Raw genomic sequence first — 25,478 nt, 5'->3', positions numbered from 1 at the left:
CTGTCATGTGTCTCGAGCCTCAGATCCGTCGTTTTGTTCTCGCCTCCATGGCGCTGCTGCTGGCCTGCCCGCTCCCGGGGTGCGGCGCCGAACCGGCGCCGCACGATGCAGCGGCGCTGCGCCGGGATTTTCCCGCGCAAGCGGCGGAGATCCTCGATCGCCGCCAGGCGCTCGCGGGCGTGGTGGACGGCTTTGCCGTTCTGCTGACGGGCGGCGAGGAGGCGGAATCGAGGCGTCGGGGAGGCCTCAGGGTCGAGCTGCCGAAACGCGGCGAGGACGCCCTCCGCTTTTACTTTGCAGAAGGCTTTGGGATGGGCGGAGATGCGGGACGCCTCGCAGATTTCGAAGTCCGCGTGCGCGAGCTCGACGCGTCCGGCAACGGAGTCATCGCCGGCAGCGCGGTGGCGTATGCGCGCCTACGTGGGACGTCCTATTGGACCGCGACGGAGAGCGGTTACGAGGAGTGGCTGTTGCTCGATGAGGGAGTCGCCACGGGCGACCGTCCGGTGGCCGTATGGGAGGTGGAGGGGGCGGCGCTGCGGGAGCGGGGAGAGGTCGTGGAGCTTTGCGATGGGCACGGGCGCTCGAAGCTGCGCGTCAGTGCGCCGCGAGCGTACACCGGCGGAGGTCGACCGATCGAGGCGAGGCTCGCCGTGCGTGACACGCAGATCGAGCTGTGGGTGGACGCGGGCGGCCAGGCGGTGCTGGTGGACCCGGCGTGGACGGCGGCGGCTTCGATGAATCGTCCTCGCAGCGCCCATACTGCAACGCTGTTGGGTAACGGCAATGTGCTTGTCGCGGGCGGCAGCACCATGGAAGGATCTATCTTAGAGAGTGAGCTATACCACACGGCTCTCGATGCATGGACGCCTGCCGCACCGATCAGCATGCCATTCATAAATCACTCGGCCACGCTACTGGCGAACGGGAAATTGCTCATCGCTGGGGGAGAGGGAGGTTCGTTCGAAGGCGCCGAGGTCTACGACCCGATGAACAATACCTGGACCCCCGCCGCGCCAATGCATACGGGTCGATTATTACACACTATGACGCGACTGCCGAACGGCCAGGTACTGCTCGCAGGTGGCGTTAACCCCGGTGGCCTGGCGCTCGAGGCTGAGCTGTACGATCCTGCGACAGACTCTTGGACGTCCGCCGGCATGATGAACACGGGACGCTGGCAGCACACCGCGACGCTGTTGGCCAGCGGCCACGTGCTCGTTGCCGGCGGCGATGACAACGCCGTAGGTAGGCTCATGAGCGCGGAGCTGTACGACTCGGCAACGAACTCGTGGACCCCCGCCGGGCCTATGAGCCGCGCACGAGCATACCATACTGCGACGCTGCTGGGAAACGGACACGTGCTCGTCACGGGGGGCGCGGACGCGGAGCTGTACGACCCGGCGACCAACTCCTGGACACCCACGGGCCCTATGCGCCACGCTCGGTCCTTCAGTACTGCGACGCTGCTGGGAAACGGACACGTGCTCGTCACGGGAGGCTCAGAGAGCACGGACACTGAGCTTTACGATCCGGCGACCAACTCCTGGACGCCCGCCGGGGCCATGAGCGTGCAACGCAGCTTTCACACAGCGACGCTCCTGGGCAACGGGCAGGTGCTCGTCACAGGAGGTGCAGAGGGCGCCAGCCCTGAGCTCTTCAGTCCCCTCCCCCTTGGCGTTGCATGCACCCTTCCCGGCGAATGTCAGACCGGCTTCTGCGTGGACGGCGTCTGCTGCACGACTGCCTGCGATGCAGGCGCATGCGACGCATGCTCGGTGGCCTCAGGCGCCTCCTCGAATGGCACCTGTTCTCCGGTCAGCGGCGCCGCCTGCGATGACGGCAATCCCTGCACGCAGACCGACCTCTGCCAGGCCGGCGTCTGCATCGGCGACAACCCCCGCGTCTGCCGCGCGCCCGACAGCTGCCATGACGCGGTATGCGACCCGGGCTCCGGGGCCTGCATCACTCCCGCGAAGGCCGATGGCATGTCCTGCGATGACGGCGACGCGTGCACGAACGGCGACGCCTGCGAGAGCGGCATATGCACCGGGATTCCCAGGGTCTGCAGGCCAGTGGATGCGTGCCACGACGCCGGAACGTGTGATCCGCGGACCGGCCGGTGTACCACGCCGCGAAAGTCCGACTGCGATCCCGACCTCGCGGGCGGGGCTGACAGCGCGCCGAGCATTCCCAGAGATGCTCGCCTCTGCGACACGCCGGCAGATTGCCCACCCGGTCTGTTCTGCGTCGACCATGTCTGCTGCGACTCCCAGTGCTCCGAACCCTGTCACTCCTGTGCGCTCCCCGGCAGCTTCGGTACCTGCACGCCGGAGCCGCCAGGTGTCGACTTGGGCGGAAGCTGCTCGGCCGAAAGAAATTGCCAGCTCACCTGCGGTCCGGACGGCTTGTGCATCGGCGCATTCATAGGGGCGCAGTGCGCCCCAAGCCGGTGCACCGGCGCGAGCCAGGGCGTAGGCCCTGCACACTGCCCGGACGTGGGCGTTCCATGTCCCGACGACGATGGCGTGCCCTTTGACTGCAGGCCGTACCGCTGCTCGCCCGCGCTCGGCGCCTGCCTTTCGCGTTGCGACTCGCTGGACGACTGCGCGCCGGGAGCAGTCTGCAACGCCAGCGGAAACTGTGTGCCGCCACCGGACAGCATCCCCAGAGATGTTCACCTCTGCGATGCGCAGGAAGATTGCCCATCCGGTCAGTTCTGCGTCGACCATGTCTGCTGCGACACCGAGTGCTCCGAGCCCTGTCGCTCCTGTGCGCTCCCGGGCTACTTCGGTACCTGCACGGCAGAGCCGCCAGGTGTCGACTTGGGCGGCAGCTGCCCGGCTGAAAAGGATTGCCTGCGCACCTGCGGGCCAGACGGCGAGTGCATCGGCGCATTCGCAGGGGCGCAGTGCGCCCCGAGCCGGTGCACAGGCTTGAGCCGGGGCGTGGGCCCGGCCTACTGCCCGGGCGTGGGTGTTCCGTGCCCCGACGACGAGGGCGCGCCCTTTGAGTGCGGGCCGTACCGCTGCTCGCCAGGGCTCGGCGCCTGCCTTTCGCGCTGCCACTCGGTGGACGACTGCGCGCCGGGGTCGGTCTGCAATGCTGATCGACGATGTGTGCCGCCGCCGGACAGGGCTCGTGGGCAGGACGCCGGGTGCAGCCTGACGGCCCAGGTGCCTGGCCGGGGCGGCGCAGCATGGCTCGCGGCGGGCCTGCTGGCCTTGGCGGCAGCGAGGCGCAGGAGGCTGACGCCGCCGCGCTCGCCGCATCCTGCCCGGCGCTTCGACCCGCGGAGGGCGTCGCGCTGCGGGCTGCAGCTCGTTCTCCTCGCCAGCTGCGCCCTCCTTGCCAGCTGCGCCGCCGAACCCGAGCCGGTCGGTGCTGCTGCCCTGCGCGACCGCTTCCCAGGGCAGGCGGCGGAAATCCTCGAGCGCCGTGACACCCTGGTCGCCGTGGCCGAGGGCTTCGCCATGCAGGCTCCGAGCAGCGGGACGGCCGTCTGGCAGCGACGGGGCGGCCTCGAGGCGGTGTTGCCGAGACGCGGAGAGGATGTGTTCCGCTTTCGGCTCGCGCACGGCTCGGACGGTGCTCGAGGCGCGGCGCTCTCCGCCGGCTTCGAGGTCCACGTGCGCGAGCTCGGCGCTTCCGGCGAGGGCGCGGTTGCGGGCAGCGCCGTGGCATACGCGCGGCCAGGTGGCACATCGTATTGGACGGCCACGGCGAGCGGCTACGAGGAGTGGCTGTTGCTCGAAGAGGGCGTCGCCACGGGTGATCGGCCCGCGGCGACGTGGGAAGTCGAGGGCGCAGCGCTGCGTCAGCGCGACCGGGCAGCCGAGCTCTGCGACGAGGGCGGGACACCCAGGCTGCGCGTCACGGCGCCGCGGGCCTATGCGGAGGGAGGCCGGCCTATCCAGGCCAGGCTCGTGGTGAGCGGCAAGCGGATCGAGCTGTGGGTGGACGCGGGAGGCCAGCGGGCGCTGGTAGATCCCGCCTGGATAGCCGCCGGGTCGATGGGTACGGCTCGCTATGCCGGCCACACCGCGACACTGCTGGGAAACGGACACGTGCTCGTCGCCGGCGGCGTCGGCGCCGGAGGCGCAGACGAACTCGTGCTCGCCAGCGCGGAGCTGTTTGATCCGAAAGTTAACATCTGGTTCCCCGCTGCCTCGTTAGGCGAGCCCCGCACCAATCATGCGGCCACGCTGCTCGGCAATGGGCTGGTGCTCGTCGCCGGCGGCGTCGGCGCCGACGGGCTGACCAACCTCGTCCCGCAGCTCTACGACCCGAACAACGGTATCTGGAGCGGCGCCGCTGGCATGAGCACGTCCCGCTACGACCACACCGCCACGACGCTCGGCAACGGGAAGGTGCTCGTTGCCGGCGGGCGCGGCCCAGGCGCCGGCGCGAGCGCGGAGCTGTATGACGCAGCCAATGATACCTGGACAAACGCCGGCGCGATGAGCGCGAACCGCGCGGGCCACACCGCGACGCTGCTCGGGAATGGGAAGGTGCTGATCGTCGGCGGCTCTGCGGCCAGCCAGGCGAACGCGGAGCTCTACGACCCGGTCAGCAATACCTGGGCAGCCACGGCGCCGATGGGCGTGCCCGACCGCGATGGCCACACCGCAACGCTGCTGAGCGATGGCCGAACGCTCGTCGCTGGAGGAGCGAACCTGAGCGCAGCGGAGCTGTACGATCCAGGGAGCAACACCTGGACACCTGCCGCTTCCATGGGCACGGCGCGCACCGGTCACACGGCGAACCTGCTGAGCAACGGTCAGGTGCTCATCGCGGGCGGCTTGCGCGTTTCAGGGGATCCAACGTCCTACCTTGCGAGCGCAGAGCTGTACGATCCGGCGAGAGACACCTGGATCCCCACGGCATCCATGCATACCGGTCGTTACGACCACACCGCGACGCCGCTGGGAAACGGTCAGGTGCTGATCGCCGGCGGGAAAGGCGACGATGTCCTCGCGAGCGCGGAGCTCTTCAGCCCCCTGCCCCTCGGCGCTCCGTGCACCCTTCCCGGCGAGTGCCAGACCGGTTTCTGCGTCGACGGCGTCTGCTGCACGACGGCCTGCGAAGCCGGCCCGTGCGACGCATGCTCCGCGGCTGCGGGCGCCCCCTCGGACGGCACCTGTGCGCCGCTCACCGGCCCCGCCTGCGACGACCACAACGCCTGCACCCGGACCGACACCTGCCAGGCCGGCGCCTGCGTCGGTGGCGATCCCATCATCTGCCCTGCGCCGGATGCCTGCCACGACGGCGTGTGCGAGCCCCGGACCGGCAAATGCACCATCGTCGTCACGCCCGAGTGCACTCCGCCTGCCGACGCAGGCTCCGTCGTCGAGAAGTTCGTGCCCGGCATCCCCGCCAACATCGATTTCTGCGGTGAAACCGGAGAGTGCCCGCCCGGCAAGTTCTGCGTCAGCGGCGTGTGTTGCAACATGCCCTGCACCGATCGGTGCTTCTCCTGCGTGCTGCCAGGCAGCCTCGGCCTCTGCGAGCGGGAGCCGATGGGCGTCGATCTCCACCACGACTGCGGACGTGAAGGCGAGTGCCTCAGCACGTGCGGGCCGGAGGGCCGCTGCATGGGCGCGGGCCCGGGTACGCAGTGCGCCCCGTGGCGCTGCATCGACGAAGGCCGCGCCGAGGGGCTGGCGTACTGCCCGAGCGAGGGCGCCGCGTGCGACCTCGACGCGCGCGAGGTGCTCGACTGCAAGGGCTTTCGCTGCAACCCCACCGTGGGCTGGTGCTATCAGCGCTGTGCGTCGGTCGACGAGTGCGCGCCCGGCTGGGTCTGCGGCTCCGAGGGGACCTGCGTCGCCCCGCCGAGCATCTCCGCCGGGCGCGACCCGGGATGCAGCGCCGCGCCGCCCGGCGACGGCGTAGGCGACTCATTGTCGCTTGCCGCGCTGCTCTCCATGGGGCTACTGGCGTCAAGCCGCCGGCTGCGCCGCCGTCGAGACGCCGGCTCGCGCCCCCCGGACGCTGCCCGCCGCGCTCGCCTCCCCCGCGTTGGAGCTCAATAAGAAGGCAAAGAGCCCGCCGAGGGCGGCCTCTCAAGCACACGGCGACGCTCGCCCTCAAGGCGTCGCCGGAGGCACGAAGTCCGCCCCACGAGCCTGTTCGACACGGCGCAGGCATGCATCCTGTTGAGCATGCGCGGTGGCCTCGGGGACGTTGAGGATCTTGATCCTGCGCTCGACGGACATGCAGTAGGTGGTCGCGGTCCACAGCCTGGGATCATCGACGCCGCGAAGTGGGTCGAGGTCGGCCCATATCCATACGCTATTGTCATCAGAAGCGGCGGCGATGCTCTTCCCATCCGGGCTGAACACCGCGTGGTTGTACGCCATACCGGCGCCGCGGAGGACCAGGGGGTCACCCGTACCGTCAGCGTTCCACACCCGCACGGTCTTGTCCTGAGATGCGGTGACGATATGCTTGCCGTCAGGGCTGAACGCAGCCGAGATGACCCAATGGTCGTGGCCGCGCAGCACCACCGGCTCACCCGTGCCGTCGGCGCTCCAAACCCACGCCGTCCTGTCCCAAGCCGCCGTGACGACCCGCTTGCCGTCAGGGCTGAACGCGGCCGAGTTGACCCGTTCCTCATGACCGCGCAGCACCACCGGCTCACCCGTGCCGTCGGCGTTCCACACGCGCGCCGTCCTGTCCCAAGCCGCCGTGACGACCCGCTTGCCGTCTGGGCTGAACGCAGCCGAGTTGACCCGTTCCTCATGACCGCGCAGCACCACCGGCTCGCCCGTGCCGTCGGCGCTCCACACGCGCGCCGTCTTGTCCCACGACGCCGTGACGACCCGCTTGCCGTCAGCGCTGAACCCTGCGGAATAGACGCCATCCGCATGACCGCGGAGCACCAGCGGCTCGCCCGTAGCGTCGGCGCTCCAGATACGCGCCGTCTTGTCCCATGACCCGGTGATGATCCGCTTGCCGTCAGGGCTGAATGCCGCCGAATAGATCCGATCGTCGTGACCACGAAGAACCAGAGAAGCACGCGTATCGCCCGTGCGCCACACGCGCGCCGTCTTGTCCGCCGACGCGCTGACGATGCTCTTGCCGTCGGCGCTGAACGCCACCGCATAGACCCCGGCCCCGTGACCGCGGAGCACGAGGAGATCGCCTGTGCCATCGACACTCCACACGCGTGCCGTCTTGTCCCATGATGCGCTGACGATGCTCGTCCCATCAGAGCTGAATTTCGCTGAATAGATACCATCCTCGTGCCCTCGGAGCACCAGGAGATCACCTTTACCGTCAGCGCTCCACAGCTGCACCGTCTTGTCCCATGACGTCGTGACGATACGCTTACCATCCGGGCTGAACGACGCAGAGTAGACCCCTGCCTCGTGGCCGCGAAGTACCAGCGGCTCGCCCATGCCGTCGGCGCTCCACACCCGCGCCGTCTTGTCCCACGACGCGGTGACAATACGCCTCCCATCCGGGCTGAACGCCGCAGAGTAGACCGCGCCGGCGTGGCCGCGGAGCACCAGCGGCTCGCCCGCACCATCGGCGCTCCACACGCGCGCCGTCTTGTCATGCGATGAGGAGACGATGCGCTTGCCATCCGGGCTGAACGCCGCAGAGTAGACTCCAGCCGCGTGACCGCGAAGCACCAGGGGCTCGCCCGCACCATCGGCGCTCCATACACGCACGGTGTGGTCGAAGGACGCGGTCACGATGCGCTCGCCGTCGGCGCTGAACGCCGCGGAATGGACCCGATCGGCGTGACCACGGAGCACCAGGGGCTCGCCCGCACCATCGGCGCTCCACACGCGCGCCGTCTTGTCGAAAGACGCCGTGACGATGCGTTTGCCGTCTGGGCTGAACGCCGCCGACCAGACCCGATCCTCGTGGCCGCGGAGCGCCAGGGGCTCGCCCGTGCCGTCGGCGTTCCACACGCGCGCGATGTTGTCGAAGCACGCGGAGACGATGCGCTTCCCATCGGGGCTGAACGACGTCCCCAGGACGGCCTCCGGATGCGTGAGCACCACCCGGGCGACCCCGGCCTGCAGCGCTCCGCGCGAGAGCTCGGACCACCCTCGCGGCACCTCCGGCGGCTCCACCTCGCGCAGCAACGCGAGCGCCGTCGTCGGATCCGCCTGCTGCTCGCGCGCCGCCGCGATGCGCGTCGCATTGCGCGCCTGCCGCGCCTCGGCCTGCGCGCGCGCCGCCTCCTGGTCCGCGCGCGCAGCCTGCCGCGCGGCCATCGCGGCCTCCTCGTGCGCCCATTTCGCCGCTCGATCGGCGCGCACCGCCAGGTACGACACCGCCACGGCGGCCGTCGCGAGCGCTCCGATCGCGCCCATCGCGATCCTCCAGCGCCGGCGCCGCGCGCGCTGGGCCAGCGCGATCACCGCCTTCAGGTAGCGCTCCTCTCCGAGCGCGAGCTCGCCGGAGTACCGCGCGCGCCAGCGCTTCGCGTCCGCCGCCGCCTGCCCGCGCCAGAGGAGACCTTCAGATCGTCCGCTCGCCTCCCACTGCGCGGCCGCGTTGCGGAGCCGCGACAGGAACGCCGCGTCCTCCTGGCTCTCGGCCACCCACCGCGCCAGCGTCGGCCAGGCCTCGATCAGCGACTCGTGCACGATCTCTACCGTCGCCTCGGCCGCACCGCCGCCCTCGACCGTCAGCAGCCGGGCGTCGATGAGGCGACTCAGGACCCGATCCCGGTCCGACGGCACCGCGGAGAGCTCACACAGCTCGCCCAGCGTGCACAGGGCCCGTGTCCGCTCGGGGGTCACGAGCCGGAGCAGCGCCGCCCGCGCCAGCATCCGCTCGCTGGACGACATGGCGTCCAGCACCGCGTCGGCATGGCCGGCGAGCGTCCCGGCGACGCCGCCCATCCGCCGGTAGCTCGCCTCGGTCAAGGCGCGCCGCGCGCGGTCGCGCTGCTCCCACAGCTTGGCCGCGGTGAACGAGAGCAGCGGCAGCGCGCCCGCGGTGTGCTCCAGCTCGTCGAGCATCTCCTCGACCAGCTCCGGCGGCTCGAACCGATGCTCCACCGCCTCGAGCGGCCGCAGCAGCGCCTCGCGCAGCCCCTCGCGGTCCATGGGCGACAGCAGCATGAGCCCGCGGTTCAGCCCGGTCGTGGCGGCGTGCGCCTCGGCGACGAGGTCGAGGAAGTCCGAGCGCAGCGTGAGCAGCACGCGGAGCGGCGAGCCCGGGTCGTCGGCCACGCCGGCGAGGCACGCATAGAACGCGGCGCGCTCTCGCTCGCCGCCGCGCGCCAGGGTGTAGAGCTCCTCGAACTGATCGACGAAGAGCACGGCGCGCTTGAGCTTGCGCCGAGCCCGCGCGCGGAGCTGCGCGCCCAGAAACCCCGGCTCCGCGCGCAGCTTCGCGATGAGCCCCTCACGGTCCTTGCCTCCCGCGGCGGACGCGTCGCGCGCGGAGCGGGCGGCGTCCTGCGTCGACGTCTCGAATTCGTGGGCCAGCAGCAGCTCGGCCAGCGCGGCCAGGGGGTGAGCTCCCGGGCGGATGGTGAAGGACTCCCAGGCCTCGCCCGTGCGACCCAGCGCGGGGATCACGCCGGCGCGCACGAACGACGACTTCCCTGCCCCCGACGGCCCCACCACGGCGATGAGCGGCTGCTCGGCGAGCCGCGCGACCACCTCGGCGACCGACCGGGCGCGGCCGAAGAAACGCGACGCATCGCTCTCCTGGAACGCGGCCAAGCCAGCATAGGGGTTGTGCTCCTCGCCCGCGGAGGGCCTCGACCACGCTGGCGCGAGCGCTTCGAGCTCGGCGAGCAGCTCGCGGGCGCTGCCGAGCCGGTCCTCTCGCCGCTTGATCAGGCATCGATCGATGATCGAGGCCAGCTTGCCGAGGTCCGGGCGCATCTCGCGGAGGCTCGGCATGGGGACATTGAGGCGGGCGATCGTGGACAGCTCGTAGAGCGACAGCGGCGAGAGCGGATGCCGGCCGAGCACGAGCTTCGCCAGCAGGATGCCGGCCGCCCAGATGTCGGTGCGGTGATCCACGGGGCCCCCGCCCCATTGCTCCGGCGACATGTACGGCGCGGTTCCGAGCCGGGCGCCGGCGCCGGTCAGCACGAGGGCGTTGGCGTCATCGTCGAGCAAGGTCTCCGCGAGCGCGACGTCGGCGGCGCCGTCGCGCTCCCCGTCGCGCGCGCCCAGCAGCTTGGCGAGACCGAAATCGAGCACCTTCACGGTGCCCGTATCGCTGATCATGATGTTGGACGGCTTCAGATCGCGGTGGACGATGCCGCGCTCGTGAGCGCAGACCAGCGCGCGAACGACCGGGATCATCAGCTCGACGGCGCGCCCCGGCGGCAGGCCGGCGGCGGCCGGCGCCGAGGGCGGCGCCTCGGCGTCCTCCTCGTCCCGCTCGCCGTCCAGGCCATCGCGTTGTTTGTTGAGGAGCTCGCTCAGCGTCTTGCCCTTGATGTACTCGAGCACCATGTAGGGCCGGCCGTCGTGCTCGCCGAGCTCGTGGATCACGACGATGTTCTCATGGCTGATGTGCGCGGTGGCGCGCGCCTCGATCAGAAAACGCTGCGCGCGCTCGCCGCTGTGCTTGAGAAGGACCTTGATGGCCACCAGGCGGCCGAGACGCGTATCCCGGGCGAGGAACACCGTTCCCATGCCGCCACTGCCGAGAGCACGGATGAGCTCGTAATGGCGGATGACGGAGCCCGCCGCGATCGTGCTGCTGGCTTGCGGAGCGCCGGCCGGATCCGCCGCGGCAGCGGTGGTGACCGGCGCGGAGGGGGGCTCGGGAGGCGCGTCCGGTGCGCGAGGTTCCGGGTTGTCCTGTGGGGCTCGCTGCGCCACGTCGCTCGCGAGCCGCATCGCGTGGACAATTCCGGTGAGTGTGTCGACGCGAGCGTTCGGGGCTTCGGAATGCTTCGACATATTGCTCACGATACTCAGGGAGCAAGTCCCCATCCTACCCAATGGCATCCATCATAAGCCGCAAAGAGTCCTGAACACACAGAATCCAGACGAACAACGATCCATCGAAGCGAACCAATATTCGGCATCTACATATCGACGCCGCCAACCAGCACCCACTTCAAGCTGTCCTCGCCGCGCAGAACCACCGTGTGCTCGCCGACCGCGATCGGCCCTTCCCACGGCGTCTTGCCCACCTCGAAACCATCCACCATCACGGCGAGCGCCCTGCCGCTCCGCTCCGCGACGCGCAGCCGCCCGGACGCGACGAGCGGCGCGAGGCGCGCAACCACGCTCGTCGTTTGCCCGCCAGCCACCGATGCGGCCGTCTCGAACGGCTCGAACCCTTCCTTGTAAATGCGGACCACGTGGGTACCCGCAACGACGCGCAGCGGCGCGGCCGACGGATGTTCCCCGCGAGCTCGGCCGTCGATCACGACGGCTGCGCCCGGCTCGGCCTTGACGAGCGCGATCGTCCCGACCCGGTCACGGAGCGCGATCACCTCCTTTTGTGCTGCGGTCTTGACAGCGGCCGGGAGAGCGTCCCCGTACGTCGCCAGCAGCCCCTCGAGCATCTCGAGCGCCTCGTCGAAGCGCCCGAGGTTCATCAGGCAGGCACCGGCGCTCGAGGTCGCGCTCCAGGTCGGGTAGAGTCGCCTCGACTCGAGAAACTCTGCGAGCGCGGCCTCCCACGCGCCCTCCAGGAAGAGGCGGCGCCCCCGTCGAAAACGCCCCTCCGCCTCCTCCCTCGCGCCGGCCTCCTCTGGCGCAGGCACCGGCGCGCTCGGCGCCGCGACCGCGATACCGCCGCCTGCAGTCGACACCGTCGGCGGCGCCATGCGACGCGCGGAAGGCTGGGCGACGAGCGGCGCCGATACAAGCTCCAGCGTCAAGAGGGCCGCGCAGGCCCAGGCGAAAACGGAGCGGCGGAGCATCGTTCGGAACCGTCGTGAAGCGCAAAGCGATAGTGCAGCGGCAGCGCCGGATCAATCACGGCGCTTGCGAAACGATACTACACCGACGCGACCGGACCCATCAGCGCAAGGAAGCGCCTTACGCCTTTAGGCTACCTCCTTCATCTCCTCCAGCGCTTCATCGGGGTGCCGCGCAGCCCCGCAGAGCGCTCGTGGCACCTTGCCGCCGCCCCTGCGCGCTGGCCGACCCGCGGCCTAGCAGCCGTTTCCGGCTCGCTCTCAGGCGCCACGGACGCAGGCGCCCTCCGCTGGGTACACGCGTCCAACTGACCGGCTAACCTGATGACTCTACGCGTCTTTTTCAGACGCCATGCGCGCCGGCGCGCCGGCGCTCCACGACCGCGCGCGCCGCGTGAGAGGGCTCGTGAACGCGCCGAGCCCGTGGTATATAAGCTTCCTGGCGGGACGACTGCGGCCCGTACGGCGCAGAATGAGCGACCGCACCACGGTAGAGCACCTTCGAGAACGCTGCGGTTATGAACGCCAGAACGCTCAACGGTAGGTACCTGCTGGGCTCGCTGCTCGGCGAGGGGGGGATGGGGGCGGTCTACGAGGCCGAGGACCTCGCCGAGAAGCGGCGCGTCGCCGTGAAGCTCATCAACCCGGAGCGCGCGGAGCGCAGCGGCTCCGCCATCGGGCGGTTCGAGCGCGAGGCGAGGGTCGCCGGCGGCATCGACACCGACCACATCGCGCGCGTGCTCGACAGCGGCAAGGACGCGGAGAGCGGCGCGCCCTTCATGGTCATCGAGCTGCTCCGCGGCGAAGACCTCGGCCAGCTCCTCGGCCGGCTCGGCCCGCTGCCGCCGCCCCTCGCCCTCCGGATCGTCGCGCAGACGTGCGTGGGCCTGCAGAAGGCGCACGAGGCCGGCGTCATGCACCGGGACATCAAGCCGGCCAACCTGTTCCTCGCGCGCCGCGAGGGAGAGCCGACGATCACGGTCAAGCTGCTCGACTTCGGCATCGCCAAGATCAGGCGGCCCCACGGCTCCGAGGACCCGTCGACGGGCCTCACCCAGACAGGGACCATGCTCGGGACCCCGCGGTACATGTCGCCGGAGCAGGCGCGGGGGCGCAGAGAGATGGACCACAGGACCGACATCTGGTCGCTCGGGATCGTCCTCTACCGCGCCCTCGCGGGCCGCACGCCGCATGAACATATCGAGGCGTTCGTCGAGCTCATCGCCGCGCTCGTGCAGGAGCCGCCCCCGCCCGTGCAGGACTTCGCGCCGTGGGTCTCGCCCGAGATCTCCAGGATCGTGCACACGGCGCTCCAGCACGACCGGGAGCGGCGCTACCCGAGCGCCGCCGCGATGCTCAAGGCGATCCTGCCGCTGATCGACGGGGATCTCACCATCGACGAGAGCACGCTCGTTCCCCTCACCGAGACCGAGCGCGCGATGGTGGCCGACCGACCCGACATCGCGACGACCATCGGTGTGACCGCCCGCGACGTGAATACAACGACGCTCACGTCGAGCAACACCATCCCTGAGCCCCATGCTGCAGCCGCGGCGCCGCAACCGAGCGGGCTGGCGTGGCGTCGCATCTGGCAGGCAGCCGGAGTCAGCGTGTTGCTCGCTGGGAGCCTCGGCGCCTACACCGTGGTTCGAGCTGTCAACGGCTTCGCGCAGGGCGGCGCCTCCCAGGCGTCACCGCAAGCGATAACCGAGCAGCCCGCGCCCAGACGCCGCGTCAACCTGGTGGTGCTGCCCGCCGACGCTTCGGTGGAGATCGACGGGCGCCCCGCGACGATGCGGGACGGCATCCTCGAGCTCGAGGGCGAGCTGGGCAGCATGCGGCGGGTTCGCGTCTTCAAGGGCGAGGTGGAGATCATCGCGGACGTCGCGGTGACGGAGTTCGGCGCGCATCCGACCAAGCTCGAGCTGCCACAAGCGCCTCGCAAGGATGGAACGGAAGACGCGCGGCCGGAGTCGATACCGGCCCCTGCGAGCGCGACAGCGCCGACCGGCTCCAGGGCACCGAGGCCTCCGCAGCCGCCGAATCCGCTCGTCCCGAACGACTTCAGGTAGTCGCTGACGACCCGCGCAGCGGTCAGGCTGCGGCAAGCGCGGGAGCTGTCCCGGCTCTCGCGGGAGCTTCCCCGCTCAGCGGGGCGCGCTCATCGTCGCGCGCCCACCGGGTGAGATGAGGCGGGCGGTGAGGCGTGCCGCATCGCCGCGAGGCGGGTCCACCGACCCGCCTCGCTCATCGCGCCTCGTCCCTCAGTACGGCAGCTCATCCAGCGCCGGCACCTCCGGCGGCCGCCCCCGCGCCCCGTTCTTCCCGGGCCGTGCGGTGGCCGGCACCGCGGCCCCGGGCTGCGTCGCCTCGCCGTCGTCCTCCAGCCCGGGCGGCGGCTGCGCCATGGACCGGCGCCCGGTGAAGCGGAGCTCCCGCGCGATCACCTCGGTGCGGTAGCGCCGGATCCCGTCCTTCTCGTAGCTCGACGTCCGCAGCCCGCCCTCGATGAGCACGCCGTCGCCCTTGGTCAGCACCTTCGCGAGCGCCTCGGCGCGCGGCCCCCAGAACACGATGTTGTGCCACTCGGTGCGCTCCTTGGGCTCCTTGTTCTTGTCGACGAACGACTCGTTCGTCGCCATGCGCAGCTGGAGCACCGGCGTGCCGTTGCCGGTGTAGCGCAGCTCCGGATCCGAGCCGAGATTGCCCATGAGAATCACCTTGTTCATTCCGTCGTTCATGATGCGCTCCAGTTCGTGATGTTGTTGTCGTTGTCGTCGTTTGCCGTCGTTTGCCGTCGTTTGCCGTCGTTTGCTGTCGATTACGTGGTTTGCCGTCGATTACGTCGTTAGCTGTCTCATTCCGCTGTCACCCGTCGCTCGATATCGCTCGAGCGCCGTCCATCGAGATCTCCTGCTGCCTCGCGCCTCTCTCCACGAGGCGCGGTGTCTCCCCGCGAGCAAACCGTCGTTCGAGCCGAGCGGGCGGCGCCCGGCAGCCCCGGGCCGCCGGCGCGCCGCCCGCTCGGGCTCACGCATCCATCGCCGCGCTGGCGCCGGGCCGCGCCGGCGCGGCCGCGTCGACGGCCGCGCGGAGCGACGTGGCGAGCGTCGGCTTGCCGATCAGCGCCTCGCGGGCGCGCTCCCTCCCCTGCCCGATGTGCTCGCCCGCGAACGACAGGTGCGCGCCGCTCTTCTCCACCACCCCGAGCTGGCACGCGAAGTCGATGAGGTCCGCCGCGCCGTCGATGCCAGCGCCCCAGCGGATGTCGAACTCGGCCTCTCGGAAGGGCGGAGCCATTTTGTTCTTTACCACCTTGACGCGTGTCCTCGATCCTATGGCCTCGTCGCTCACCTTCACCGGCCCCACCCGACGCACGTCGAGCCGCACGCTCGCGTAGAACTTGAGCGCGTTGCCGCCGGTCGTCACCTCGGGGTTGCCGAAGACGACGCCGATCTTCTGCCGGAGCTGGTTGATGAAGATGAGCGTCGTGTCCGTCCGGTGGCATATCCCCGTGAGCTTCCGCAGCGCCTGGCTCATCAGCCGCGCCTGGAGGCCCATGTGCGACTCGCCCATGTCGCCCTCGATCTCGGCCTTGGGCGTGAGCGCAGCCACCGAGTCGACGACGATCACGTCGACCGCGCTCGAGCGCGCGAGCATCTCGACGATCTCCAGCGCCTGCTCGCCGTTGTCCGGCTGCGAGACGAGGAGCCGGTCGATGTCGACGCCGATCGAGCGCGCGTACGTGACGTCGAACGCGTGCTCGGCGTCGATGAACGCGGCGACCCCGCCCGCCCGCTGCGCCTCCCGCATCGCGTGGAGCGTAAGCGTGGTCTTCCCCGACGACTCCGGGCCGTAGATCTCCACGATCCGCCCGCGCGGGTAGCCGCCGATCCCGAGCGCCGCGTCCAGCGACAGCGAGCCGGTCCGGATCAGGCCGATGTCCCTGGTCTCGTTCTCATCGTTCAACGACATGATCGCCCCCTTCCCGAACTGCTTCTCGATGGTGCCGACGACGGTCTTCACGGTGCGGAGCTTCTCAGCGATCTCGGTCATCATCTTGGTCTCTTCCTTTCAACGTACCTTCGTTGCGTGTCGCGTGCTTCGCGTGCGCGCCCCCGAGCGCGCGAACAGCCGATTCGACGCGGCCGTCGGGGCGGCCGCGATCGCGCCTGCGTCGCTGCAGGCACGATGATCTTGGGTCGCGCGGCAGGCTCAGGCGCCCGCCGCGGCGGTGACGGGCGGAGGCCCGGAGGCGGCCTCGCGGTCGAACAGCCGCGCGCCGATCGCCTCGGCCACGTGCGCCGCGCGCACGGCAGCGCTCCTGTCCATGTCGGCGAGCGTCCGGGCGACCCGCAGCACCTTTGTGTACGCCCGCGCCGAGAGGCCGAGCCGCTCCACGGCCGACGCGAGCACGCGCGCCCCGGAGACGTCCGGCATGGCCACGCGCGCGAGATCGCGCGGGCCGAGCTCGGCGTTGTGCGTCGCCGCGACCTCCCCCGCCTCGAAGCGCGCGCGCTGCGCGGCCCGGGCCTCGACCACGCGCGCCCGCACCGCGGCCGAGCTCTCAGGCGCGTGCAAGGGCGCCCGGCCGTCGTCCATCGCCGTCCCGAGCGGCGCGCACAGGTGAGCGACGTCGACCGGAGGCAAGGCGATGTGCAGATCGATGCGATCGAGCAGCGGCCCGCTCAGCCGCGCGCGGTAGGCGCGCACGCGGTCGAGGGAGCAGACGCAGCGATTCCCGCGATCCCCGTAGAAGCCGCACGGACAAGGGTTGATGGCGGCGACGAGGATCGGACGCGCGGGGAAGACGACGCGGGCGCGCGCGCGACAGAGGGCGACCGTGCCCTCCTCGAGGGGCTCGCGGAGGGCCTCGAGGACGCCGCGGCGGAACTCGAGGAGCTCGTCGAGGAACAGGCAACCATGGTGGGCCAGGGAGACCTCGCCCGGGCGGATCGGATCGCCGCCGCCGACGAGGCCCGCGGCGCTCACGGTGTGGTGCGGGGCGCGGAAGGGGCGCGCCGCGACGAGGCCCCGGTCCGGGGAGAGCAGCCCGGCGACCGAGTGGATCGCGGTGATGTCGAGTGCCTCCTCGTAGGACATGGGCGGCATGATCGTGGGCAGTCGGCGAGCCAGCATGGTCTTTCCGCTGCCCGGCGGGCCCAGCATGATGAGGTTGTGTCCACCGGCGGCCGCGATCTCGAGCGCGCGGCGCGCCCCGTGCTGGCCGCGGACCTCGGCGAGATCCACCGCCGCGGCGCTGGGCTCGGCGACGACCGTGGCCACGGAGCCGGCGCCGGGGAGGGCCTTGTTGCCGCGGAGATGCGCGACGACCTGGCCGAGGTGCTCGGCGATGAAGACGTCGACGCCGGCCACGCTCGCCGCCTCGCGCGCGTTGCCGTGAGGCACGATCGCGCGCAGGATCCCCTGCTCCGCCGCGCCGCGCAGCGCCGGCAGCACGCCGCGCACGGGGCGCACCGCGCCGCTCAACGAGAGCTCGCCGAGCAAGCCGATCTGGTCGAGCCCTCCGGCCGGGACCTTGCCGAGCGCGGCGAGCGCGGCGATGGCGATCGCGAGGTCGTACGCGCCGCCGCTCTTCTTGAGGTCTGCCGGGGCCAGGTTCACGGTGATCACATATTCGTCGAGCTCGACGCCGAGTTGCTGGAGCGCGGCGCGGACACGCACGCGGCTCTCTCGGACGCTCGCCTCGGCGAGGCCCACCATCTGGAAGAACGAGGGGCCGCGGCCGGAGTCGACCTCCACGCGGATGGGGTGGGCGTCGAGCCCGAGCAGCGAGAACGTGAGCGCCGTGGCCTGCATGTCCGAGCCCTTTCGCGAACGGCGTGCCAGGCAGGGACACACGCAATTTCAGGGACTTACGGGCAGCCAGGGGTGGCGGATGCGGCGGAGGGGGTGGCGGCCGCCAGGGGCGCCGGGACCGAGGCGCTCGCGGGCGCCTTCCCCGGCACACCCACGTTGGGTTCGCGGCAGGTCGACACGGCCGCTCTCGGTTCCTCAGGCAGGCATCGCCTGGCGCGCTCGGCGCCTCATTACGTGCGCCAGGCGTGTTTGGTCAGGAATAGCAAGAAAGGTCCTCACGAATGCTCCGGTGGGTCGGCGGGCCTCATCATACGAGCATCGATCTCCCGACTTGATGCCTCGCCAACTCTTCTCGCGTCGAGTAGAGAGGAGCGCATGCCGGGAACACCGCACGAGGTGCTCATCGTCGCGCTGCGGGACCGTCCAGCGCTGCTCGCCGACCTCTTCCAGCGGCTCACCGGTAGCTCGTTCGGCACGCCGGCCGAGGCGGTCGATGCCACCGTGCGTTTCACCAGGGCCATCGAGGTTCGTCCGGACCTGCTCCTGCGTTCCCGGCGGCCGGGGTGGGTGATGGTCGAGATCCAGAACTCCATCGATGAGCGCAAGCGGAGGAGCTGGCCGCTGGCGGTCAGCGTGCTCGTCCATCAGGAGAAGGCGATGGGCGAGGTGATCGTGATCACGGCCAGCCGCCGCGTAGCCTCGTGGGCGAAGCAGGCCGCGCGCTTTCGGGGCGAGCTCGGCACGCGTTTCGAGCTGACGCCGCGGGTGCTGCTCCTTTCGGGTCGGCGCGTCGAGGCGCTGCTCGATCCGGCGTATCCGGAGCTCGCGCTCTTCGCCGCCTGGGCCGTGCACCACCGCCACGGGCCCGCTGCGCGCAGGATCGTGGCGCGCGCCTTGGAGCTCACCGAGCAGCACCTCACCGACGAGCCGTTGCGAGACGCGCAGGCGCGTGCGATCCTGGCCGTGCTGAGCGACGCCATGCTCGCCTCGCTCAGGGAGCTGGCCATGGATCCGAGCAAAGTCCCTGAAACCCAAGCGTCTCGGCGTTTCCGGCTCTTCTTTGAAAAGCGCGGGAGAGCCGCGGGCAAGGCGGAGGGCAAGATCGAGGGCATGCAGGAGGCCCTGCTCGCCGTGCTCGACGCGCGCGGCCTGTCGCTGACGGCTGAGGAGCGCGCTCACGTCAAGGCCTGCACAGTCCCGGCGGAGCTCGATCGATGGATCGCCCGCGCCGCAACGGCCGCCTCCGTGAGCGAGGTGTTCGCGCCGGAACCGGCCAGGGCGGCACAGCGCTCGATCCCGGGGAATCGCTCGCGCGTCCCGGAGCGGAAGGGGCGTAAGTCGCCGACCCCGCGGAAGCCGACGCGGGCGTCGTAACGAGCGCGCCGGCTTCCCCGGCGGCACCCGCGGGCCACCGTACGCGAGCGGCTCACCGGCGTGCTCCTCGCGCACGCCGTCCCGAGCTCGAATGAGCGCTCGCTGGCCTCGGGCGCGCTACTCGGGCGCGCGATGCCTCGCCACGACGACCGTGATGTCGTCGTCCGGGCTCGGGCACCAGCCCTCGACCGCCTCGAGGATCCGGTCGCGGATCACGTCGACGGGCGCGGCCTGGACCGCCTCGATGATGGCGCACAGCCGCTCCAGCCCGAACTGCTCGTGCTGCGCGTTGCGCGCCTCGGTCACGCCGTCGCTGTAGAGCACGAGCACGTCCCCGTCCTCGAGGAAGAGCTCGGCGTCCCGCGTCATCGCCCCGATCTCGGGCAGCGCGCCGATCCAGACCCCGGAGCTCGCGATGCACGTGCAGCGCCGGGTGCGCGCCGAACACACGATCATGTCGTCGTGCGCGCCGGCGAACGTCACGCGCCCGCTGCGCTCGTACCGGAGCAAGAGGAGCGTCGCGTGCTCGTCGCGGTCCAGGCGGCCGCGGACGTTCTTGTAAATCGCCTTGTTGAGCGCGACGACGACCCTCGCCGGGCTCGCGCTCGGGTCGTTGCTCGTCAGCGCCGATACCATGCTCTGGATCATCAGCATGATGAGGCCCGCCGCGAGCCCGTGCCCGGCCACGTCGCCGATCCCCAGCCAACCGCCCCCGGGCGTCGCGAGCACATCGTAGTAGTCGCCGCCGACCTCGGCCGCCGGCTGCATCACCGCGCAGAGCTCGAGCCCTTCGATCGAGAGCTGCTTCGGCACCAGCGCGGTCTGGATGCGCGCCGCGACCTGGCTCTCCTGGCGCACGCGCTCCTGCTCCAAGCGCTCGCGCAGCTCCACCTCCCGCACGACCTCCCGGTGCAGCGCCGCGGCCTTGACCGCGGAGCCGAGCTGGAGCCGCAGCACGTCGTAGCTCATGGCGCTGGCGCGGCTGTCGAGCACCGCGACGCCGAACGTCTCCACGTCGCCGAACGCGACCGGGAGGACGATCATGCTGCTGCGCTCCGCGCCGCCGAGGAACCCCGGCGGCGCGAGGCGGCGCGCCGGGAAGCTCACGGGCGGCGCCTCCACCTCGCGGCCATGATCCATCAGGAACAGCGGCCTCAGCGAGGCGCGCTGGGCGTCGTCGTAGAGCGACACCGCCACGTGCGAGAGCTGCATCCGCGGCAGCTCTGACGCCAGCAGGCCCTTGAGGACCGGCAGGCTCAAGCACGCGGCGAACCCCCGAGCGCCGTAGATGACCTCGATCGCGGCGAGCTCCACGCGGAGCCGCTGCTCGCCCTCGACGTGCACGGACTCGCTCCCGATGAGGATCCGCGCGGCGTGCCAGAGCGGCTCCAGGGCCGCCGCGTCGCCGGCCGCGGCCGCCGGCCGGACCCGCTCGCGCAAGAGGGAGATCACGGCCTGGAGCTGGTCGAGGAGCACGCCCTCGCGCCTCGCCTCGTCGAGGAGCGCCTGGAGCGCGCGCAGGAAGCGGCCCCGGTCGCCCGCGAGCTCGTCCTCCAGCGCCGTCAGCAGGTCGCCCGCCCAGCCGTCGAGGGCGCCGATCGGGATCGCCACGCTCCTCCTGAGCGCGCTCTCCAGAGAGGCCCGCTGGTCGGAGACCGGGCGCGGAGAGCCCTGCGCCGGCGGCGACGGCGGGAGGACCGTGTCGCCTGGGCGGTAGCCGCAGCCGCAGGACTCGCGCTGCGTGAGCTCGACCTCCGCGAGCTCCAGTGCCGGGACGGCCTCGCCGCCGATCAGGCGGAGGATCGTGCTCACGGCCATCCCCCCGAGGCGCTTGATCGGCTGATGGACGGTGGTGAGCGACGGCTTCGTGAAGCGGGCAATGCCGACGTCATCGAAGCCGCACACGAGGACGTCCTCGGGGATGCGGAGCCCCTCCGCCTTGAGCACCTCGATCGCCGCGAGCGCCATCCTGTCGTTGGCGGCCACCACGGCGTCGAACTCGGCCCCGCGCGCCAGGATCTCGCGCATCGCCTCGCGCCCGGTCGGTATCGTGAACGCGCCGACCGCCACGAGGCGCTCGTCGCAAGGGAGCGCCCGCGCCGCGAGCGCCCTCCGGTACCCGCCGGCGCGCAGCTGCGCCTCCTCGCTGCTCAGCGGCCCGCCGATATACGCGATGCGCCGGCGCCCGTGCTCGTCGGCCAGGTGCGCGACCGAGATCTCGCTCCCGAGGGCGTTGTCGACCATGAGGCTCGGGACTCCATCGATCGCCGTCCCGATGCTGCACACCGGCAGCGGCGCGAAGGACCGGCAGAACGCCCGCATGACGTCGACGCCGCCGTAGCGGGAGAGCGTCGACGAGGCGACGATGACGCCATCGGCCGTGTCCGGACCGATGAGGTGATAGAAGGTGCTCCGGTCCGTCTCGTCCGGCCGGAGGGCGCTCGACAGGTCGCCGAACGCCGTCAGCAGGTTGACGTCGTGCGCCTCGGCCGCGCGCTCGACCCCCGCGCGCAGCTCCGACTGGTAGTCGCCGACGACATTGTCGATCAGAAACGCGATCGTCCGGCGCTTCCTCGTCATGGCCTCGGGCCCTCGGCTCATGCGTCGGCGATCGAGACGAGCTCCGGGCACATGCGATCCAGGGGCCTGAGGCTCCGGCGCTGCCACGCGAGCTGCGGGTCCGTCACGAACCGTATCCTGCATTTCATGCCGTGGCCGACGAGGCTGCAGATGAGGCTGACGAACGCCTTGAGGCAGCTCGAGCTCATGAAGCACAGCCCGCGCACGTCGAGCTCGAGCGTGCTCACCGACAGGCGCGCCACCTCGCCCTCCAGGGCCTTGACGTACCTGCTGAGCGGCGCGGCAGCCGCCATGTCCCCCCTGCCGGTGAGCTTGACGCTGAGGGTGTCGTCCCTCAGGGCCGGCTCGATCCCGAAGCCGTCGGTAACGAGAGGGTCCACGCGCAAGCTCCTCATAGCTTCTCCATCCCTCGACCGGCGCGCCGTGCCCGCCAGATCGCCTCCCTCGGTACTACAGCCAGAGCTGGTCCGGTGGTCGATACGAGCCCTCCATCCTACAGCGTCCTCGCGCTGGATCCAATCCCCTCCTGCGCGCACAGCCGTTCGGAGCGCGACCCGCGCGCGTCATTCGTGCTCCCCATCACAGCCGAGCCCGCCCCCCGCTCCGCCGATGCTCCGATCCCCGCCGGCCCCCACCGGCACCGGCGACGCGGTCCACCGACGCTGAGCGCGACTCAGGTGACTCGCGTGACTCACGTAACCCAGGTAGACGAGCGCTCACGCCGCGTCGCCTCCAGCGTCGCACGCGCGCCCAGCCACGGTGACGCGTCGTCCGGCGCGCCGCCGCTATCGACGCCTACATCAGCGACAGAGACGCGAGATCGGCGATAGGGCGCGAGGACGAGATGACGAGAGGACGAGGACGAGGACGAGGACGAGGACGAGAGAACGAGAGATCGCCCCTTTGCAAAAAATCGCGCCGAGCTTCTTTGCATGCTTGAACAATCATTCGATTTTGTCTTACAGTCTTGGATTGTCGTTGTGTGGCTGGGGAGCCACTCGACACCACGGAGGCATCCATGACTCGATTGCCCGGTTCACGGTGGGCGACGCTAGGCGCTCTCGTCGCATCCCTGACTGCAGTATCGCTCTCCGGGGCCCCGGCGCTCGCCGCGCCGTCGTTCACCGCGTTCGAGAGCGGCCAGGTCCGCCCGCTGGCCATCTCGCCCGACGGGAAGCTGCTCTTCGCCGTCAACACGCCGGACAACCGCCTCGAGGTGTTCCGCATCGGCAGCGGCGGCCTGGAGCACCGCACGTCGATATCGGTCGGCCTGGAGCCGGTGGCCGTGGCCGTCCGCAGCAATAACGAGGTCTGGGTCGTCAACCACCTGTCGGACAGCGTGAGCGTCGTCCAGCTGGGCCTCGGCGGGCAGACCGGGCGCGTCGTGCGCACGCTCCTCGTCGGCGACGAGCCGCGCGACATCGTGTTCGCCGGTCCGGGGCGAAACCGCGCCTTCATCACGACGGCGCACCGCGGCCAGAACGTCCCCTACGACCCTCAGTTCACGACGCCTGGCGTCGGTCGCGCCGACGTGTGGGTCTTCGACGCAAACCAGCTCGGCCAGTCGCTCGGGGGTAATCCGCTCAACATCATCACCCTCTTCAGCGACACGCCGCGCGCCCTCGCCGTGACCCCGGACGGCACCCGCGTGTACGCGGCGGCGTTCCACTCCGGCAACCGCACCGCCACCGTCAACGAGGCGCTGGTCCCCGACGGCTTCGGGCCGAACGGCGCGCCCGGGCCCAGCACCAACTTCGAGGGCGCGCCGGCGCCGGAGGTCGCCGTCATCGTGAAATACGACGGCGGACACTGGTACGACGAGCGGGGCAAGCTCTGGGACGACCAGATGAGGTTCTCGCTGCCCGACAAGGACGTCTTCGTCATCGACGCCACGGCGAACCCCCCGGCGTGGATCAGCGGAGCGCAGGGCTTCTTCTCCGGGGTCGGGACGATCCTCTTCAACATGGCCGTCAACCCGGTGAACGGGAAGGTCTACGTCGCCAACACCGAGGCCTTCAGCCAGCAGAACTTCGAGGGCCCCGGCCTCTTCGCCGGCGAGACCACGCGCGGCCACCTGCACGAGAGCCGGATCACCGTCCTCAGCCCGGGGAGCGTCGCGCCGCGGCACCTCAACAAGCACATCGACTACAGCACCTGCTGCGCCCCGGTCCCCAACGCCGAGAACGCGAAGAGCCTCGCCTTCCCGCAGGAGATGGCCGTGACCAGCAACGGCGCGACGCTGTACGTCGCCGCGCTCGGGTCGAGCAAGATCGGCGTCTTCAGCACCGCCGCGCTCGAGAACGACACGTTCGTGCCGAGCACCGCGAACCAGATCCCGGTGAGCGGCGGCGGGCCGACCGGCCTCGTGCTCGACGAGAGCAGGAATCGCCTCTACGTGCTGACCCGCTTCGACAACTCCATCTCGATCATCAACACCACATCGAAGACCGAGGTGGGACACGTCCCGATGCACAACCCCGAGCCGGCCAGCATCGTGAACGGCCGCCGCTTCCTCTATGACGCCTCGCTCACGTCGAGCCACGGCGACTCGGCCTGCGCGAGCTGCCACGTCTTCGGCGATCTCGACGACCTGGCCTGGAACCTCGGCAACCCCGACGCCCCCGTCGTGCCGGACCCGGGCCCGTTCCCGTTCGGCCTCTACGACGTCATCTTCAACCAGGAGATCACGGACCCGATCTTCCACCCGATGAAGGGGCCGATGATGACGCAGAGCCTGCGCGGCCTCGCCAACCACGGGCCGATGCACTGGCGCGGCGACCGCACCGGGGGCAACCTCGAGCCGTCCGCGCAGCCGGACGACGGGGCGTTCGACGAGCGGGAAGCCTTCCGGCAGTTCCAGGTGGCGTTCGCCGACCTGCTCGGGCGCAGCGGGCCCCTCCCGCCTGAGGACATGGAGGCGTTCACCGACTTCATGCTCCAGGTCACCTACCCGCCGAACCCGATCAGGAACCTGGACAACTCGCTCACGCCCGATCAGCAGGCAGGGAAGGACTTCTACAACGGCCCCGTTGTCAACTCGATCGCGAGCTGCGGCGGCTGCCACGTCGTCGACCCGGACGCCAACCCGGGCGACGACTTCCCCGGCTTCTTCGGGACGAGCGGCGCCTCCGTCTTCGACTTCCAGACGCAGCTCTTCAAGATACCGCAGCTCCGCAACGTGTACACCAAGGTCGGCGCGTTCGGCCTCGCGGATATCCCCTTCGTCTTCCTGCCGCGTGACAACCAGCACATGGGGGACCAGATCCGCGGGTTCGGCATCCTGAACAACGGCACCGTCGACACGATGTACCGGTTCTTCTCCGCGATCGGGTTCTCCGACCAGTTCCCGAACAACCCCGACGCCATCCCCTTCACCCCCGCGGGCGACGTGCTGCGCCGGCAGCTCGAGGCCTACGTGCTCGCCATCGAGAGCAATATGGCGCCGATCGTCGGCCAGCAGGTGACGCTCAAGCATAACAACAGCGCGGTGGCCGGGCCGCGCATCGATCTGCTCATGGATCGCGCCGACGTCGGGGAGTGCGATCTCGTGGCGAAGACCCAGGGATTCCTCCACGAGGTCGGGTTCCTCTACGTCGGCAATGGCCACTTCCTCACCGACCGGCAGCTCCTCCCGCCCATCAGCGACACGGTGCTCCGCCTGCTGTCCACCCAGACGCACCATGATCTGACGTACACGTGCATGCCGCCCGGCTCGGGCGCGCGCGCCGGCATCGATCGCGACAGCGACGGCTTCCTCGACGGGGACGAGCGCGACGCCGGCAGCGACCCCGCCGATCCGAACAGCACGCCCTGACCCTCCCCGACGCCGCTGCGC

The 25,478-nt window shown here is 70.6% G+C and carries 11 protein-coding genes; 4 read left to right on the top strand and 7 right to left on the bottom strand.

All coding sequences use genetic code 11. The features are described 5' to 3' along the window. Window positions 1–5 precede the first annotated feature (5 nt). A complete protein-coding gene (locus tag WME98_RS40020) occupies window positions 6–6,035 on the top strand; it encodes a kelch repeat-containing protein (RefSeq protein WP_437946935.1) in 6,030 nt (2,009 codons plus the stop codon). A gap of 54 nt (window positions 6,036–6,089) precedes the next feature. On the opposite strand, the gene WME98_RS40015 is transcribed toward WME98_RS40020, so the two are convergent. Both WME98_RS40015 and WME98_RS40010 read right to left on the bottom strand, forming a co-directional pair. After that, window positions 6,090–10,628, bottom strand: coding sequence for an nSTAND1 domain-containing NTPase (locus tag WME98_RS40015; RefSeq protein ID WP_437946934.1), 4,539 nt, complete (start codon window positions 10,626–10,628; stop codon window positions 6,090–6,092). Window positions 10,629–11,026: 398 nt separating this feature from the next. After that, the gene (locus WME98_RS40010) at window positions 11,027–11,512 is read right to left on the bottom strand and encodes a PEGA domain-containing protein (protein WP_437946933.1); all 486 of its coding nucleotides are present in this window, start codon (window positions 11,510–11,512) and stop codon (window positions 11,027–11,029) included. An 875-nt stretch (window positions 11,513–12,387) separates the two neighbouring features. Between WME98_RS40010 and WME98_RS40005 the strand changes: the two genes are divergently transcribed. After that, window positions 12,388–13,941 (top strand): serine/threonine protein kinase, encoded by a 1,554-nt coding sequence (locus tag WME98_RS40005; protein ID WP_437946932.1) that lies wholly within the window; start codon window positions 12,388–12,390, stop codon window positions 13,939–13,941. Between the two features lie 192 nt (window positions 13,942–14,133). Here the strand turns inward: WME98_RS40005 and WME98_RS40000 are convergent, their stop codons facing one another. The 3 genes from WME98_RS40000 to WME98_RS39990 all read right to left on the bottom strand — a co-directional run bounded on the left by WME98_RS40000 (window position 14,134) and on the right by WME98_RS39990 (window position 17,689). Continuing rightward, window positions 14,134–14,610: a single-stranded DNA-binding protein gene (locus tag WME98_RS40000; protein WP_061627762.1), complete on the bottom strand. Its 477-nt coding sequence runs from the start codon at window positions 14,608–14,610 to the stop codon at window positions 14,134–14,136. Between the two features lie 289 nt (window positions 14,611–14,899). Then, entirely contained in the window at window positions 14,900–15,928 is a 1,029-nt protein-coding gene (recA, locus tag WME98_RS39995; RefSeq protein WP_437940870.1) for a recombinase RecA, read from the bottom strand. 156 nt (window positions 15,929–16,084) lie between these two features. Next, window positions 16,085–17,689, bottom strand: a complete 1,605-nt coding sequence (locus WME98_RS39990) for a YifB family Mg chelatase-like AAA ATPase (protein ID WP_437946931.1) — start codon at window positions 17,687–17,689, stop codon at window positions 16,085–16,087. Between WME98_RS39990 and WME98_RS39985 the strand changes: the two genes are divergently transcribed. Beyond that, complete coding sequence (locus WME98_RS39985) at window positions 17,642–19,063, top strand: hypothetical protein (protein WP_437946930.1); 1,422 nt, start codon at window positions 17,642–17,644, stop codon at window positions 19,061–19,063. The genes WME98_RS39990 and WME98_RS39985 overlap by 48 nt on opposite strands. A 117-nt stretch (window positions 19,064–19,180) precedes the next feature. Here WME98_RS39985 and WME98_RS39980 read toward each other — a convergent pair whose 3' ends face one another. Together WME98_RS39980 and WME98_RS39975 are read right to left on the bottom strand one after the other, a co-directional pair. Continuing rightward, window positions 19,181–21,664, bottom strand: coding sequence for a SpoIIE family protein phosphatase (locus WME98_RS39980; protein WP_437946929.1), 2,484 nt, complete (start codon window positions 21,662–21,664; stop codon window positions 19,181–19,183). Then, a complete protein-coding gene (locus WME98_RS39975) occupies window positions 21,661–22,038 on the bottom strand; it encodes an STAS domain-containing protein (RefSeq protein WP_061626502.1) in 378 nt (125 codons plus the stop codon). The genes WME98_RS39980 and WME98_RS39975 overlap by 4 nt, the downstream gene beginning before the upstream one ends. Before the next feature lie 623 nt (window positions 22,039–22,661). Between WME98_RS39975 and WME98_RS39970 the strand changes: the two genes are divergently transcribed. Then, window positions 22,662–25,457, top strand: coding sequence for a beta-propeller fold lactonase family protein (locus WME98_RS39970; protein WP_437946928.1), 2,796 nt, complete (start codon window positions 22,662–22,664; stop codon window positions 25,455–25,457). Window positions 25,458–25,478 lie beyond the last annotated feature (21 nt).

Origin of the sequence: Sorangium sp. So ce296 (assembly GCF_051529605.1) — a bacterium.
In the GTDB taxonomy this organism is placed as follows: Bacteria; Myxococcota_A; Polyangia; order Polyangiales; family Polyangiaceae; genus Sorangium; species Sorangium cellulosum_D.
The sequence above is the reverse complement of the archived record's forward strand: the minus strand, read 5'-3'. Positions and strand labels throughout refer to the sequence as shown.